This is a genomic window from Micromonospora sp. CPCC 205546 (assembly GCF_036902715.1).
Classification (GTDB): Bacteria; Actinomycetota; Actinomycetes; order Mycobacteriales; family Micromonosporaceae; genus Micromonospora.
This window is the reverse complement of record NZ_JBAKHL010000084.1, coordinates 1-14,554: the sequence shown is the minus strand read 5'-3', so window position 1 is coordinate 14,554 and position 14,554 is coordinate 1. Positions and strand designations below refer to the sequence as shown.

General features: G+C 70.1%; 11 protein-coding genes. All 11 read left to right on the top strand.

From position 1 onward, the window contains the following. Positions 1–4: 4 nt before the first annotated feature. On the top strand, positions 5–1,432 hold the full coding sequence (locus tag V6U77_RS26545) for an adenylosuccinate synthetase (RefSeq protein WP_334609455.1): 1,428 nt from the start codon (positions 5–7) through the stop codon (positions 1,430–1,432). Next, positions 1,429–2,400 carry a diiron oxygenase gene (locus tag V6U77_RS26540; RefSeq protein ID WP_334609454.1) on the top strand — a complete coding sequence of 324 codons (972 nt, stop codon included), beginning with the start codon at positions 1,429–1,431 and terminating at the stop codon, positions 2,398–2,400. Before V6U77_RS26545 ends, V6U77_RS26540 begins: the two co-directional genes overlap by 4 nt. After that, positions 2,397–3,455 (top strand): ornithine carbamoyltransferase, encoded by a 1,059-nt coding sequence (locus V6U77_RS26535; protein WP_334609453.1) that lies wholly within the window; start codon positions 2,397–2,399, stop codon positions 3,453–3,455. Before V6U77_RS26540 ends, V6U77_RS26535 begins: the two co-directional genes overlap by 4 nt. After that, on the top strand, positions 3,452–4,618 hold the full coding sequence (locus tag V6U77_RS26530; RefSeq protein ID WP_334609452.1) for a threonine synthase: 1,167 nt from the start codon (positions 3,452–3,454) through the stop codon (positions 4,616–4,618). The genes V6U77_RS26535 and V6U77_RS26530 overlap by 4 nt, the downstream gene beginning before the upstream one ends. A gap of 1 nt (position 4,619) precedes the next feature. Then, positions 4,620–5,591, top strand: a complete 972-nt coding sequence (locus tag V6U77_RS26525) for an FAD-dependent oxidoreductase (protein ID WP_334609451.1) — start codon at positions 4,620–4,622, stop codon at positions 5,589–5,591. Positions 5,592–5,612: 21 nt separating this feature from the next. Continuing rightward, positions 5,613–6,266 (top strand): flavin reductase family protein, encoded by a 654-nt coding sequence (locus V6U77_RS26520; RefSeq protein WP_334609468.1) that lies wholly within the window; start codon positions 5,613–5,615, stop codon positions 6,264–6,266. A 66-nt stretch (positions 6,267–6,332) separates the two neighbouring features. After that, a complete protein-coding gene (locus tag V6U77_RS26515) occupies positions 6,333–7,412 on the top strand; it encodes a thioesterase domain-containing protein (RefSeq protein WP_334609450.1) in 1,080 nt (359 codons plus the stop codon). A 44-nt stretch (positions 7,413–7,456) separates the two neighbouring features. After that, positions 7,457–8,722 (top strand): MFS transporter, encoded by a 1,266-nt coding sequence (locus V6U77_RS26510; RefSeq protein WP_334609449.1) that lies wholly within the window; start codon positions 7,457–7,459, stop codon positions 8,720–8,722. 55 nt (positions 8,723–8,777) lie between these two features. Beyond that, complete coding sequence (locus V6U77_RS26505; RefSeq protein WP_334609448.1) at positions 8,778–11,894, top strand: AMP-binding protein; 3,117 nt, start codon at positions 8,778–8,780, stop codon at positions 11,892–11,894. A 49-nt stretch (positions 11,895–11,943) separates the two neighbouring features. After that, entirely contained in the window at positions 11,944–13,566 is a 1,623-nt protein-coding gene (locus V6U77_RS26500; protein ID WP_334609447.1) for an amino acid adenylation domain-containing protein, read from the top strand. A 480-nt stretch (positions 13,567–14,046) separates the two neighbouring features. Then, complete coding sequence (locus V6U77_RS26495) at positions 14,047–14,322, top strand: hypothetical protein (protein ID WP_334609446.1); 276 nt, start codon at positions 14,047–14,049, stop codon at positions 14,320–14,322. The last annotated feature ends 232 nt before the right edge of the window (positions 14,323–14,554 follow it).

Here is a 14,554-nt window from a genome sequence, read left to right as displayed (position 1 = left end):
CGTCATGAGTGCCAACATCAGTCCGGTCCGGGGGCATGCCGACGTCCTGGTCGGACTCCAGTACGGCGACGAGGGCAAGGCGAAGGTCATCGACCTCATCGCCGGCGACTACGACATCATCGCCCGGTTCAACGGCGGGGCGAACGCCGGCCACACGATCGACGCGCCGGCCGGCCGGGTGGTCCTGCAGCAGGTGCCCTCGGGTGTCTTCCACCCGCACACCCAGCTCTACATCGGTTCGGGCTCCGCGGTGAACCTGTGGAAACTGAAGAACGAACTGGACCTGGTCGAGGCGGGCGGGGTCGATCTGACCGACCGGCTCTTCATCAGTGACCGCTGCGCCGTCGTACAGCCGGCCCACTTCATCATCGACGAGACCAACAGCGCGGACATCGGGACGACGAAGAACGGCGTCGGTCCCTGTTACGCCGACCGGGCGTCGCGGGTGCGCAATGGCATCCGCGTCAATGTCCAGCTGCGGGACCTGCTCGCCGATCCCGACACCGTCATGGCCGCGATGCGGGCCAGCGCGGAGGCCGAGCTGTCGCGGCTCGCCGGCGACGTCCAGCACCTCCGCGAGCGACTGGACGCCAGCATCACCTCGCTGCTCGAGTGCATCGAGCGGGTCAGGCCGTTCGTCCAGACGGACCGGGGCTACCTGGGGCGGCGGGTCACTGCCGGTGCCCGGGTGCTCTTCGAGGGCGCGCAGTCGCTGATGTTGGACGTCGTGCACGGTGACCAGCCGTACGTCACCGCGAGCCACACCGTGCCGGCGTACGCCTACGTCGGCGGTGATCTCTCGCCGCAGTATCACCGGTACACCATCGGCGTCGCCAAGGCCGTGGTCTCCCGGGTGGGCAACGGCCCGTTCCCTTCCGAGTTGGGTGCCGAGCGGGCCGAGGCCTACTTCGCCGCCGCCTGTGCCGCCGGCCGGGGCAAGGCGGAGGAGAACGCTGACTACCTCCCCGAGGAACTGCTGCGGTCGGCCGATCCGATGGACCTCGGCATCGCCCTTCGGATGCTCACCCACGAGTACGGTTCCGGCACCGGTCGACCCCGCCGGATCGGCCTTCTCGACCTGCAGCAGCTGCGTGAGATGGTCGGCCTCTTCGGGGTGGACGTGGTCTACCTGAACAAGGTCGACTGCCTGGCCCTGTACAAGGAGAGCGTCTACGCGGGGATCCCGGTCCGCCTGACCGCCGAGACGGCGGCCCGCGACGGTGAGCAGGTCCGCATCCTGCCCTCCTTCGAGCTGAGCGCCGTCGACCCGGCTGCGCCGGAGCTGCTGCCCAAGGAACTGTTGGCGTTCAGGTCGGTCGTGGAGCAGGAGATCGGGGCCCCCGTCATCGGCGTCGGACTCGGACCGGAACGTGATCGGACCGCGCAGTTCTTCCGGCTGGGAGAGCACCGACTTCAGGAGACGCGGACGTGACCGGTTACGAATCCCCGTTCGTCGTCGACGGCGTGGACCGTTGGTACAGCAAGGCGATGGTGCGGGTACGTGGCAACGTCCTGTCCGGGCCGGGCTGGCAGGACAGCTACACCCTCTACAACCGGGTGCTGACGCCGTACACGCAGCATCCCCTGGTGGAGCGGCTGGGGCCGGACGCGATCCTGCAGCTCGGCGCCGGCCGGCTCGCCGACTACCTGGCGAAGACCGAGATCGTCGAGATCGAGATCGTCAATCGTGCCGTCGAGGGCATCCTGAAGTTGCCCGCGATCTCCGAGGAGATGCGGGCCGATCTGCTCAAGATCTACACCGACGAGGGCTACCACGTGCTGATGATGGCCGAGTTTCGCCGGCACATCCAGGACGAGACGGGGATCTGGTTGGCGAGGCGGCCGACCCGCGAGTTGGCAAGCATCGCCGAACTGGTCGAGTCCTTCCCGCCCGAGAAACGGCCGCTCGCCGTCATCTGCTGTGCGATCGTCACCGAGACCCTGATCACCGCCACGCTCCGGCAGGCCGGCGGTGACACGGTCTACCCGCCGGTGACCCGGATGCTGGCGGAGCACGCCGCCGACGAGGCCCGGCACCACGCCTTCTTCCACCGCTTCGCCGAGCTGCACCTGCCGTCGCTGATCGGCTCGGACGCGGCGCTGGTCGAGGAAACGTTCCGCCGCGTCCTCTGGTACTTCCTCTGTCCGGACTTCCGCCGGTTGCGCGACGACCTGGTGGGCCAGGGCCTGACCGTGGGCCAGGCAGACCGGGTCGTGGACGAGAGTTTCGACCGGGCGGACTTGCGCGAGCAGTTCCTCGCCGCCTCGGTGGCACCCCGCCGGCTCTTCGCCAGTCTCGGGCTGGAGGCCGGGGATGCCTTCGCCGAGCAGCTGAACGGGCTGGACCACGTCTCTCTGCTTTCCCTGACCACATTCGAGCGCAGTCGAGGTGCCGCATGATCGAGAAGCCGGGCAAGGACTGGATCGACGTCGACCTGACCTGGGCCGCCGCCGAATACCAGAAGTTCGTCGAGGCCGCACTGCGGCTCAAGGGGTTGCCGGCGGTCGAGAAGCGGGACCTGCTCGACGGACGAACCGTCTACTTCATGTTCTTCAACCAGTCGCTGCGTACCCGCAGCAGCTTCCACACCGGGCTGGCGAAGATGGGTGGGCACGCGGTCCACCTCGACCCGGGCTCGGGCATCTACCTGCCCGCGCTGCCCGGACAGGAGATCCCGTACGTGACCGAGCGAGTCTCCGACGTGGCACGGGTGCTCTCCGAGTTCGGTGACGCCATCGCCATCCGGATGTACGGCGAGCCCTCCGGGTGGGTGTACGGCTCCGCGAACGAGTTCATCAACGAGTTCGGCCGGCACGCCGGCATTCCGGTGATCAACATGGAGTGTGACCGGTTCCACCCGTGCCAGGCCCTCGCCGACGTGATGACCATGAAGGAGCGGGTCGGCGACCTGAAGCGGCGGAAGCTCACCATCAGCTGGGCCTACTCGGGCAGTTGGCACAAGCCGGTCGCCGTACCGCAGAGTCTCCTGCTGGCCGCCGCCAAGATGGGGATGGACATCACGGTGGCGCACCCGCCCGGGTTCGACCTGGACCCGGCGGTGGTGGCGGCCGCCCGGGGCTTCGCCGCCGACTCCGACTCCTCGATCCGGATCACCAACGACTTCGCCGACGGCGTCACCGACGCCGACTTCGTCTACGCCAAGTCCTGGTGCAGCCTGGAGCACCTTCCGACGAACCGCTCCGAGGCTGTCGATGAGGAGGGGATGACGAAGCTCTTCGAGCAGGCCCGGGACTGGTGCGTCGACGACCGGACGATGGCGCTGGCCCGGGAGTCCGTCGGTTACCTGCACTGCCTGCCAGCCGACCGGGACCAGGAGGTGACCCCGTCGGTGATCGACGGGCCGCAGTCCCTCATCTATCAGCAGGCCGGCAACCGGATGCACGGGCAGAACGCCATCATGACGATGCTGATGAACCCCGCAGGACTGGCATGACGACTCCCCACCACCTGGTCTGCGGATACTGCGACGGGGTGCCGGAGGAGGCTCCGGGCGTCCGGCGCTGCCGCTGCGTGCCGGCGGCCAACCGCAGGGTCCGCTACCTGACCGGGGACCTGTCGGCGGAATTCTTCCGGGCGTCGTTGAGCGGCCGTGACCTCTGGCGCTACCAGGCGCTGCTCCCCGCGCCCCGGAAGTTCGGCAGCCCGCTCTCGGTCGGCGGCACGCCCCTGCTCGACCTGGGCCTGCTTCCCGGCGACGTGCACCTGCACGTCAAGGACGAGACGCGCAACCCCAGCGGCTCCCTGAAGGACCGCGCCACGGAGGTTGCTCTCGCCGTCGCCCGCAACCAGGGCCACGACCGGGTGATCGCCGCGTCGACCGGGAACGCCGGGGCGTCGCTCGCCTGCATCGCCGCCGCCCAGGGGATGCGGGCCACGGTGGTGGTCCCGGCGTCGGCGCCGCGCAACAAGCTCACCCAGATCGAGGCGCACGGCGCGGAACTCGTCACGGTGGACGGCAGTTACGACGACGCCTTCGACCACGCCGTCGAGTACGCGGAGCGGACCGGGACCTACTGTCGCAACACCGGGATCAACCCCTACGTCCGGGAGGGGAAGAAGACCGCCGCGTTCGAGATCGCCGAACAGCTCGACTGGACGGCGCCGACCTGGGTCGTCGTCCCCTGCGGGGACGGCAACATCATCAGTGGCATCGGGACCGGGTTCGGCCAGCTGACCGAACTCGGTTGCCTGCCGGCGGCGCCCCGGCTGGTGGCCGCCCAGGTGGCCTCCTCGAACAGCATCACCCTGACCCACGAACTGGCCGTGCGGCAGGGCGAGATGCCCCGGGAACCGGTCGTGGTGCGGCCTCGTACGGTGGCCGACAGCATCTCGGTCGGTCGGCCGAGGGACCACGTCGGTGCGCTGCGGGCCCTGCGGGACTCCGACGGGCTAGCCGTCGCCGTGGACGAGAGCGAGGTCCGGCCCGCCGCGCGGGCGCTGGCCCGCCGCTTCGGCCTCTGGCTGGAGCCGTCGGCGGCGGTCGGGTACGCCGCCCTGACCCGGCTCCAGGCTGCGGGGACCATCGGCCCCGGTGACGTCGTCGTGCTCCTGGCCACCGGGTCCGGGCTCAAGAACCCCCGCCCGTGGGAGAACTGACATGGACGCGAGCAGGGGGAGGACCCCGGTCACGGTCGTCGGCAGCGGGGTCAGTGGCCTGACCACGGCCATCGCCCTGCAGGACGAGGGCCACCCGGTCACCGTCACGAGCGCGGAGCCACCCTCGTACACCACGTCGTCGGTGGCGGCGGCGATCTGGCACCCGTTCTTCCAGGCCCCGGACGCGACCTACATCCGGCGGGCCGCGGCGACGTACCAGCGGCTCTGCGGCTTGGCCGGTGAGCCGGGCTCGGGGGTGCGGCGTCGCACGTTGACCGAGTACTTCCGTACCGGCGTGGCCGCCCCGTGGTGGATGGCGGCGATGGCGGACCGGGAACCGTTCGAGGCCCGGGACGTCCCGGCCGGCTACGCCAGTTCGTACGCGATGGCCGTCCCGGTGGCCGACACCAGCCGCTACCTCCGGTTTCTGGTGGAGCTCTTCGGCTCGCGCGGCGGGCAGTTCCGGCGTTCGGTGGTCACCGACCTGCGGCACGAGACCACCACCGCGTCCTGGGTGGTGAACTGCACCGGCTTCGGTGCCGCCGGGCTGGCCGGGGACCCCGGGATGTCGCTGGTGCGGGGCGTCGTCCTGCGCTGCGCGAAACCGCCCGGCCTGGACGGCTGCTGGATCGACGACAGCGACCCGGCCCTGCCGACGTACGTCGTCGCGCGGGAGTCCGACGTGATCCTCGGCGGCACTGCGGATCCCGGCCTCGTCTCGACGCTCGTCCCGGCTGATGCGGTCACCGACATCGTGCGGCGCTGCACCACCCTGGTGCCGGCGCTGGGCGAGCCGCAGGTCCTCGACGTCCGGGTGGGCTTCCGACCCGCACGGGTCGACGTACGGCTGGAACGGGACGCCGACGTCCCCGGTCTCGTCCACAACTACGGCCATGGCGGCTCGGGCTTCACGTTGTCGTGGGGCTGCGCGGCCGACGTCGTGGAACTGATCGGCCGGCCCGCCGGCGCGTGACCTTCAAACACCGAGGTGAAGATGGAAATCAACCCGACGGAGCTCAGCGAGCAGCAGGTCTACACCTTCATGTGCAGCGCCATCGTGCCCCGACCGATCTCCTGGATCAGCACGGTGGACGCCCGGGGGGTGACCAACCTGGCACCCTTCTCCTATTTCATGGGGGTCTGCTGCACACCGATGACCGTGCTGTTCTGCCCGGTGTTCGGGTCGGAGGAACGACCGAAGAAGGACACCCTGCTCAACATCGAGCAGGTGCCCGAATTCGTCATCAACGTGACGCAGGAGAAGACCGTCGTGGCGGCCAATCTCTCGGGCGCCCCGGTGCCGCACGGTGAGTCGGAGTTCGACCTGGTCGGTGTGACCCCGGAGCCGTCGACGCGGGTCCGGCCGCCGCGGGTTCGGGAGGCCAGCCTCGCCCTGGAGTGCCGGGTCCAGGACATCATCGAGGTCAACAGCGGCCCTGGCGGCGGTTGGGTCGTCCTCGGCACCGTGCTCGCCATCCACGCCCAGGACGGGATCTTCGACCCGCAGACGATGCGGGTGGACCTGGGGCAACTCCAGCCGGTCGCGCGCCTCGGCGGCGCTGACTTCCTGCGTGCCACCGACGTCTTCCCGCTGCACCGTTACCGGACGGAAGACGACGCCGCCGCCCTCGTCGGCAAAGAGGGGTAGCGGTCCACCGGCTGCCGGTCACGGCAGTGGCTAACCCGCTTCCCACGAAGAGAAAGGACGCCCACGATGGCGTTGGAACAGGATCGGATCGTGCAGGTTCTCCAGGACGTCTGGGCGGAACTGCTCGCCGTGGAGGTCGCCGAGGACGACGACTTCTTCGAACTCGGCGGATACTCGCTGCTGATCGTCAACGTCGTCGCGGAGGCCCGTCGGCACGGCGTGGAGCTCTCGTCGAACGACGTCTTCCTGCACAAGACCCCGAAGGCGATCGCCGCCGCCCTGACCGGCGGATCGACACCGCAGGACGCGGCTCCGGCCGGATCGGCGGGATGGGACTTCGCCGAGGTCTGGGCCACCGGTGCGGCACCGATGGCGGTGCCGCCGACGAGCAACCTCGTGCTGCTGGCCACCGGGGGCACCGAGACACCGATCTTCTGCATCCACTGGGGTACCGGCAACGTCGGCTTCATGCGGAAGTACGTGGACCGGTTCCGGGGGGACCGCCCGGCCTACGGCCTGGAGATGATCGGCCTGCGGACCCGGGTACGCCCGCCGCTCTCGGTGGTCGAGGCGGCCACCCGCTACCTGGCCGAGATCCGCACCGTGCAGCCGCAGGGGCCGTACCTCTTTCTCGGCCTCTGCACCGGTGGCCGGATCGCGTACGAGATCGCCCGTCAGCTTGAGGCGCGGGGCGAGCAGGTCGCGCTGCTGGCCGTGGTCAACACCCTGCCGCCGGGGGTCCGCGAACTCGATCCCGGCTGGGGCCTGCGGGAGGTGTACGACTTCCGGGGTGCCGGCGTACGGGAGAAGTTCGGGGTGTCGAACCCGGCCGACGACCCGCAGCGCCTGCTCGACGCGATGCGGGAGTTGGAGTGGGTGGACGAGGAGGTCGTGGCCGAGGAGCTGCCCTGGCGTCAGATGATGTGGGCGGCCGGGATCTTCGGGCACGAGAACTACGAGGCGCAGCGCTACGGCGGTGACGTCACGGTCTACCAGTCTCGGGAGGTCGCCGACCGGCCCGACTCCGCGTGGGACCACCTGGTGCGCGACGCGGAGGCGTACACCTTCTCCGCGCCGACCACCCTGGACGTGGTGCGTGACCCGGCCTTCGCCGAGGCGCTCGCCAAGAAGCTGACCACCCTCTAGGTCGACAGGCGTTTCGACAGTGAAAGTTGACGAGGTGTACCGCCTTGGCTGATAGCCGTGTCGTCAGTTCCGTCCGCTCCTGGGCCGGCGGACTGGTGCCCGAGCGGGGTACGGCCCGTACCCTGGCGCTGCTCACCATGGTGCAGGCGGTCGGGTTCGGGCTCTTCCTGAGCGCCAGCACCATCTTCCTGCGCCGTAGCGTGGGACTGAGCGCCGGCGAGGTGGGCGTCGGACTCTCCGTCGCCGGACTGGCGGGCCTGCTCCTCACGGTCCCCATCGGTCGGGCGGCCGACCGGTGGGGTGCCCGACTGCCCCTGGTGGCGGTGTACGCGCTGCTCGCCGTCCTCTTCGCCGGCTACACCATGGTCTCCGGCCTGGTCAGCTTCGTCCTGATCGCCAGCGCCATCTCCATCTGCGAGACCTCCTCCACGCCGCTGCGGATGACCCTCACCTACGAGGCGTTCGAGCCGGCGGCCCGGGTCCGGGTGAGCGCCCAGATGCGCAGCTTCTTCAACGTGGGCATCGTCTTCGGCGCCGCGATGGCCAGTGTCGCGGTGGCGATGGACAGCCGGGAGGCCTTCGTCGCGGTGATGGTGGTCACCGCGGCCTGCCACGCCGGCTGTGCACTGATCGCCGCCCGGGTGCCAGCGCGCCGGCCCCAGGTCCCGAGCGACGGGCGCGACCCGGTCCGAAGCCGGTCCGGGCTGCGGGACCTGCGGTTTGTCTCCCTGGCACTGCTCTGTGGTGTGTTGGAGCTGTACCAGCCGATCCTGACCGTCGGTCTGCCATTGTGGATCATGGACCACACGGAGGCGCCGACGTCTGTCTACTCCATCCTGTTGATCCTGAACACCGTCCTGGTGATCGCACTTCAGGTGGTGGCGAGCCGGGCAGCGGAGACTGCCACCGGGGCGGCCACGCTGCTGCGCCGCGCCGGGCTCCTGCTCGCCCTCGGCTGCCTGGTCTTCGCCTTCTCCGAGGCGACATCGCCGATGGTGGCCGTTCCTCTGCTCCTGCTCGGCACGGCGGTACTGGTCTGGGGGGAACTCAGCCAGGCCGCCGGTTCGTGGGGGGTGTCGCTGCACCTGCCACCCCCCGGCAGGCAGGGCGACTACCAGGGCGTCTTCGCCCTGGGGCGGGGCCTTCAGCAGACGGTCGGCCCGTTCCTGGTGGCCACGGTGGTGGTCAGCAACGGGCAGCCCGGATGGTGGGGCCTGGCGGCCCTCTTCGTGCTGGCCGGCGTCGCCTGTCCACCGCTCACCCGGGCGGCCCAGAACCGGCGATCGGACCTGGCGCTGGCAGGACGCTGAGCCACCGTAGACCGGCCCGACCAGAGAACCCGATTGGCGACACAAGGAAGGCCCCATGTTCCCCGATCCGCGCTGGAACGACACTGCCCGCCCCTACCCGTACGGCGAGAGCGTGCACGGCATCTTCGCGGCGGTCGTCGACCGGCAGCCCGAAGCTGTCGCCCTCATCGACGGTGACACCGCGATCAGCTACCGAACCCTGGACCGGGCTTCGGACTGGTATGCCGTGCGGCTCGCCGCTGAGGGCGTCTGCCGGGGTGACCTCGTACCGGTCCGGCTCCCCCGCAGCGCGGAACTGGTCGCCTGCATGCTCGCGGTGCTGAAGCTCGGCGCAGCGTACACGCTCGTCGACGAGAGCTGGCCGTCGTCGCGAGTGGCGGAGGTGCTGGCCCAGACCGGGGCCGGGGTGGTGGTCGGCATCGCCGACGACACGGCGGTAGACCGGAAGGTGACGGCCTGGTTCCCGCCCACCGGCGGATTGGCCACGGTGGCGGGGCAGGAGACCGGGTTCCGCGCCGTCGAGGTTGACGGGTCGGACCCGTGCTGCGTGTTCTTCACGTCGGGTACCACGGGCCAACCGAAGGGTGCCCTCACCCCGCACCGGGCCACGGCGCGGTTGTTCCGTCCGGACGGCTTCATGGACCTCGGGCCGGGGACCGTGCTGCCACAGGCCGCGGCGGTGCCGTGGGACGGCTACTCGCTCGAGGTCTGGTCGGTGCTGCTCACCGGCGGCACGTCGGTCGTCGTGCGGGAGCCGTACCTGACGCCGCAGCTGCTCTGCGAGCTGGTCGGCCGGTACGGCGTCAACGCCGTGTTCCTGACCAGCAGCCTGTTCACCCTTGCGGTCGACGAGGGACTGGACGCCTTCGACGGGGTGCGTCAGGTGGTGACCGGCGGCGAGGTGTTGTCCGTCCCACACGCCGCGCGCTTCCTGGAACGTCACCCGGAGACCGCCCTGGTCAACATCTACGGCCCGGTGGAGGGGACGGTCTGCGCCACCGCGCACCGGGTCCGCCGCGTGGACTGCGACCGACCCGGCGGCGTCCCGATCGGCGGGCCGGTCGCCGACACCCAGGTGTACGTCGTCGACGGCGACCGGCTCTGCGCGGTCGGAGAGCCGGGTGAGGTCTGTATAGCCGGTGCCGGTCTCGCCCTGGGTTACCTTGAACCGCAGGGACCGGCCGGGGAGCGGTTCACCCTCCTGCCGGTCCCCGGCGGACCGGTGCGGGTCTACCGGACCGGGGACCTGGCCAGCTGGGACGACGAAGGGCTGCTGCACTTCCACGGCCGCGCCGACCGGCAGGTGAAGATCCGGGGCAACCGGGTGGAGCCGGCCGAGGTGGAGCGTCAGATCGAGGCGGCGCTGCCGGGCGTGCGGCGCTGCACGCTCCTCCCGGTGCGTGACGAGCGTGGTGGCGTACGAGGGCTCGCGGCGTTCTGCGTGCCAACCAGGTCAGGTGATCCGCTGGTGGGGGCGATGGACATACTGCGCTCGTCGCTCGTCGCGTACCACGTGCCGCAGAGCCTGGTGAGCATCGACCGGATCCCGCTCACGCCGACCGGCAAACTCGACGAGCGGGCCCTGCTGGCCCGGCTGGCCACGCCCGCTGTCGCGGAAGGGGGACCCGGCCGGTCCCGGCCCTCGGCCGCGGTCTCTCTGACCGAGGAGATTGCCGAGGTCTTCGCCGAGGTTCTGGAACGCGCGGACGTACCGGTGGACGTCGCCTTCCCGGCGCTGGGTGGCACGTCGCTGGGCGCCGGTCGGATCTGCGCCCGGCTGGGCGCCCGGTTGGGCGTGCCGGTACCGGTCTCGGTGTTCCTCGCTCATCCGAGCGTCGCGGAGCTGACCGTGTGGTTGAGCCGCCACCGAGACCTCGGCGCGGTCGAGCCGGTCGGGCACGGCGAGCCGGCGCAGGACGGCGGGGTGCCGCTCACGGCCACCCAGGAGGGATTTCTGACCCGGCAACTGCTGGACCCGGCAGACCGGTCAGCGTACTGCCTGACCGCCTGGGAGCTGCCGGTCGGCCTCGACGTGGCCGCGTTGGCCAGTGCGGTCGTGGACGTGCACCACCGCCACTTCGCCCTGCGCTCCCGCTACGTCAGCGAACGGGGACGTGGCCGGCTGCTGCCGGGCCCGTCGCCCGCACCGAGGCTGGAGGTTCTCGCGGCCAAGCCCGACCTGCCGGCGGCGCTCGCGGCCGTGCGCGCCGAACTGGCCGGACCGTTGGACCTGCCCGCCGGTCAGATCTGGCGTACGGTGCTCGTCCCGGCCAGCCCACACGTCACCGTCCTCGGGTACGTGGTGCATCACATCGCCTTCGACGGCTGGTCGGAATCGGTGATTGCCGCGGACCTGGAGCGGGCCTACCGGGCACGCACCGCCGGGACCGCGCCCAACTGGCAGCCGGTTCCGACGCCCGCACAGGTGCGTTCGATCCGGGACCGGCATCTCCGCATGGTCGACCTGGAGCAGCAGTACGCCCGACTGAGGACCACCCTGTCCGGCATTCCGGAGCTGGCGCTACCGCCCGCCACGGCGAGCGGTCCTGCGGCCGTGCGTCGGGTCGAGGTGGCCCTCACCGCCACCGAGGTCCGCGGGGTCCAGGACCTCGCTGCGCGATCCGGATCCACCCTGTTCACGGCCCTGCTCACCTGTTACGGCGCTGCCTTGGCCGACCTGACCGGCCAGCACGACATCGGGGTCGGCGTGCCGATGGTCCAGCGGATGGATCCTGTCCTCGAGCACTCGGTCGGCTGTCACGTCGGCATGGTCTGCGTCCGGATGCGCGGGGCGGCCCTGGGGCGAGGACCGGCCGCTGCGCGGAGTACCGCCGAGGCCGTGCGGACGGCGTTCGGTTGCCAGGACGTGGGATTCGCCGACGCGGTCCGGCTGGTCAACCCGGCGCGTACCGCTCGTTCGCCGCTGTTCCAGAACATCTTCGTGCTGCAGGACAACGCGCGGGCGGAGTTCCGCCCGCAGGACGTTCCCGCGACCCATCACCGCCTGCCCTACCTCGGCATCCCCGCCGAGATCCAGACCGAGGTCTGGCCGGTCGGTGACGGGGGACTCAAGGTCGTCGTCAACACCCAGACGACCGCGGTGACCGAGGACCTCACGCACCAACTGGCGGCGACGCTCGCCGAGCGGATCCGCCACGCGGCCGAGTACTGACCCTACCGAAACGCGACCTTGCGGCAAGCTCCTGGAGGCGGCAACAGCCATGACCAACCCTTCGAACCTGCTCGACGGCGACCACCTGGCCGCCGCCGGCACCCTGCCCGAGCTGTTCCGACTGGTGGCCAAGGAGCGGGCCGCGGCTTCTGCGGTGATCGATGGCGGACGCGCGATCAGCTACGCCGAGCTGGATGCCGCCTCGGATCTGCTGGCCGCGCGGCTCAGCCAGGCCGGGGTTCGCCCCGGCGACCTGGTGGGGGTCCTGCTCGAGCGGTCTGCGACCGTGGTGGTCGGCATCCTCGCCGTCATGAAGGCGGGCGCTGCCTACGTACCGCTGGACCCGCTGCATCCGCGGGACCGGCTCAGCTACCTGCTCGAGAACGCCGGGATCGCGACGGTGATCGCCCCGGCCGCGCTGGCCGAGGCGTGCGGTGTCGTCGACGTCCGGGTCGTCGAGCCGACCGGGGACGACGGCGGGGGATCGCTGCCCGAACCCACCCTGGCTGGAGACGATCCGGCGTACGTCATCTACACCTCTGGGTCAACCGGCCGGCCCAAGGGCTGCGTCGTATCCCACCGGAACGTTCTCGCCCTGCTCCGCGCGGCCCTGCCCCTCTTCGACGTGAGCACCTCGGACAGGTGGGCGCTGTTCCACTCGTTCAGTTTCGACGTCTCCGTCTGGGAGCTGTGGGCCACCCTGGCCACCGGTGCGACAGCAGTCACGGTCCCCACCGCCGCGGCCCAGTCGCCCAATGATCTCGTTCGGCTCCTCGGCGATGAAGGGGTGACTGTCCTGGGCCAGGTGCCCTCGGTGTTCCGCTCCGTCGCCCTAGCCTACGAGGAGGCCGGCCGCCCTCCGTTGACCCTGCGCTACCTGGTCTTCGCCGGTGAACCGGTGGACCTCGACGTGGTGCGGAACTTCCTCCGGGACTTCCCAGGCACCCCGCCCACGGCGGTGAACATGTACGGCCCGACCGAGACCACGGTGTACGCCACGCACCGGATCCTCACCCCGGCGGACCTCACCGGCCCGGTGCGCTCGCCGATCGGACACGGACTGCCGCACCTGCGATTGGAGATTCGGGACGCGCAGTTGCGACCGGTGCCCGACGGTGAGGTCGGTGAGCTGGTCGTCGCCGGGGAAGGCGTCGCCCTGGGCTACCTCGGGCTGCCACAGTTGACCGCGGAGCGCTTCGTCGAACTGAACGGCCCGGACGGACCGGCGCGCTACTACCGGACCGGGGACCTGGCCCGTCGGCTGCGCGACGGGTCGTTCGAGTACCTGGGCCGCAACGACCAGCAGATCAAGTTGCGCGGCTACCGCATCGAGCTGGGTGAGATCGAGGCGGTGGTCCGTACACATGGTTTCGTCCGGGATGTTGCGGTCACGGTCGTCAGCACTCCGGCCGGTGCTCAGTTCCTGGTGGCCTGTGTGGTGCTGGCCGAGCACGCGCCGCCCAAACCGATCGCCGCGCTACGCGAGCACACGATGGCCGTGCTGCCGCGGTACATGGTGCCGGACCGCTACCAGTTCTTGGCCGAACTGCCACTCACCGGGTCCGGGAAACTCGACCGGGCGGCGCTCGCCGCCGCGACCGCGCGGCCGGTTGCGCGCCAGCCGGAGACGGCCTCCCCGGCGTCGGCTTCCAGGGCGGCCGCCGGCCACTGACAAACGCTTGAAGAACGGCCGAAGCTGCTTATGGTCGGGATGTGCGATGCCTCCTTGTAGTTGCGGCACCGCACATTCATTCCGGCGCGCCGATCTTCGACGTGGACAAGTGTTGGTTGGGTCCCGCGGACAGTTTTCTGTGCGCGAGCGGCCCAACCCCCCAACTGCTTAATCATCGGCTTAGAACCATTGTCTCGCGTACGCCAGTTGCTCGATACGCCGTATCGCCTGCGAAGGGGTGATGCCTGGGCGGCGCGCTGGTCAACGGCTGCGATGCCCACGTATGGGTAGCGTATGGGTCTTCCTCACCGCGCTTCTCCCGCGGGACTTGAGGGCGAGCGGTGGACCGCAGACCGGATTAAGCTGTCAGCGCTATGGGTGATTCTTGAGCACACCCTCGCGCGACGACGATTGAGTCAATGAGCCCAGCGGGGCCGTCGGGTGCAAGCGCGGCCACACAGGTGACTCCACGGAGGTTCCATGTCCGAGCAGGTCCACCCGGAATGCCTTGAGGACGGACTCACGGTTCGCGACGAAACGCACGAAGCCGATTTCGGGCTGCGGGAGTTGGAAGCACAGTTTGCGCATGTTCTTCAGACCACTCATCCCGTACGTCTCGGTGCGGCCCTGAGGCGGGCTGAAGCGGAAGCCGAATCCTCCTGGCCGGAGGACCAGGTGGCCTCCGTCCTGGAACGGGTCATCCGGCAAACGCTCGACCACAGCGACGCGCCTTACGGCCAGGCGCCTCTGCGCTGAGCCATGCAGCAGGGCCGCTGGTCGGCGGTCCGGTCGATCGGGATTACCGTAACGCCGCCACGAGCGGCGCACCGCGCGGTGCGGACTTAACGTACGGTCCGCGCCGGAGTGTTCCGGCGCGGACCGTGGGTGTCGACTCTAGCTACAGATCTTGAATGGTCAGGTTGTGTCGGGTTCGAGTGTCAGTCCGGTGTGAGCGAGGAACCCGTCGAGTAGGTCGGTGCGGTACTGG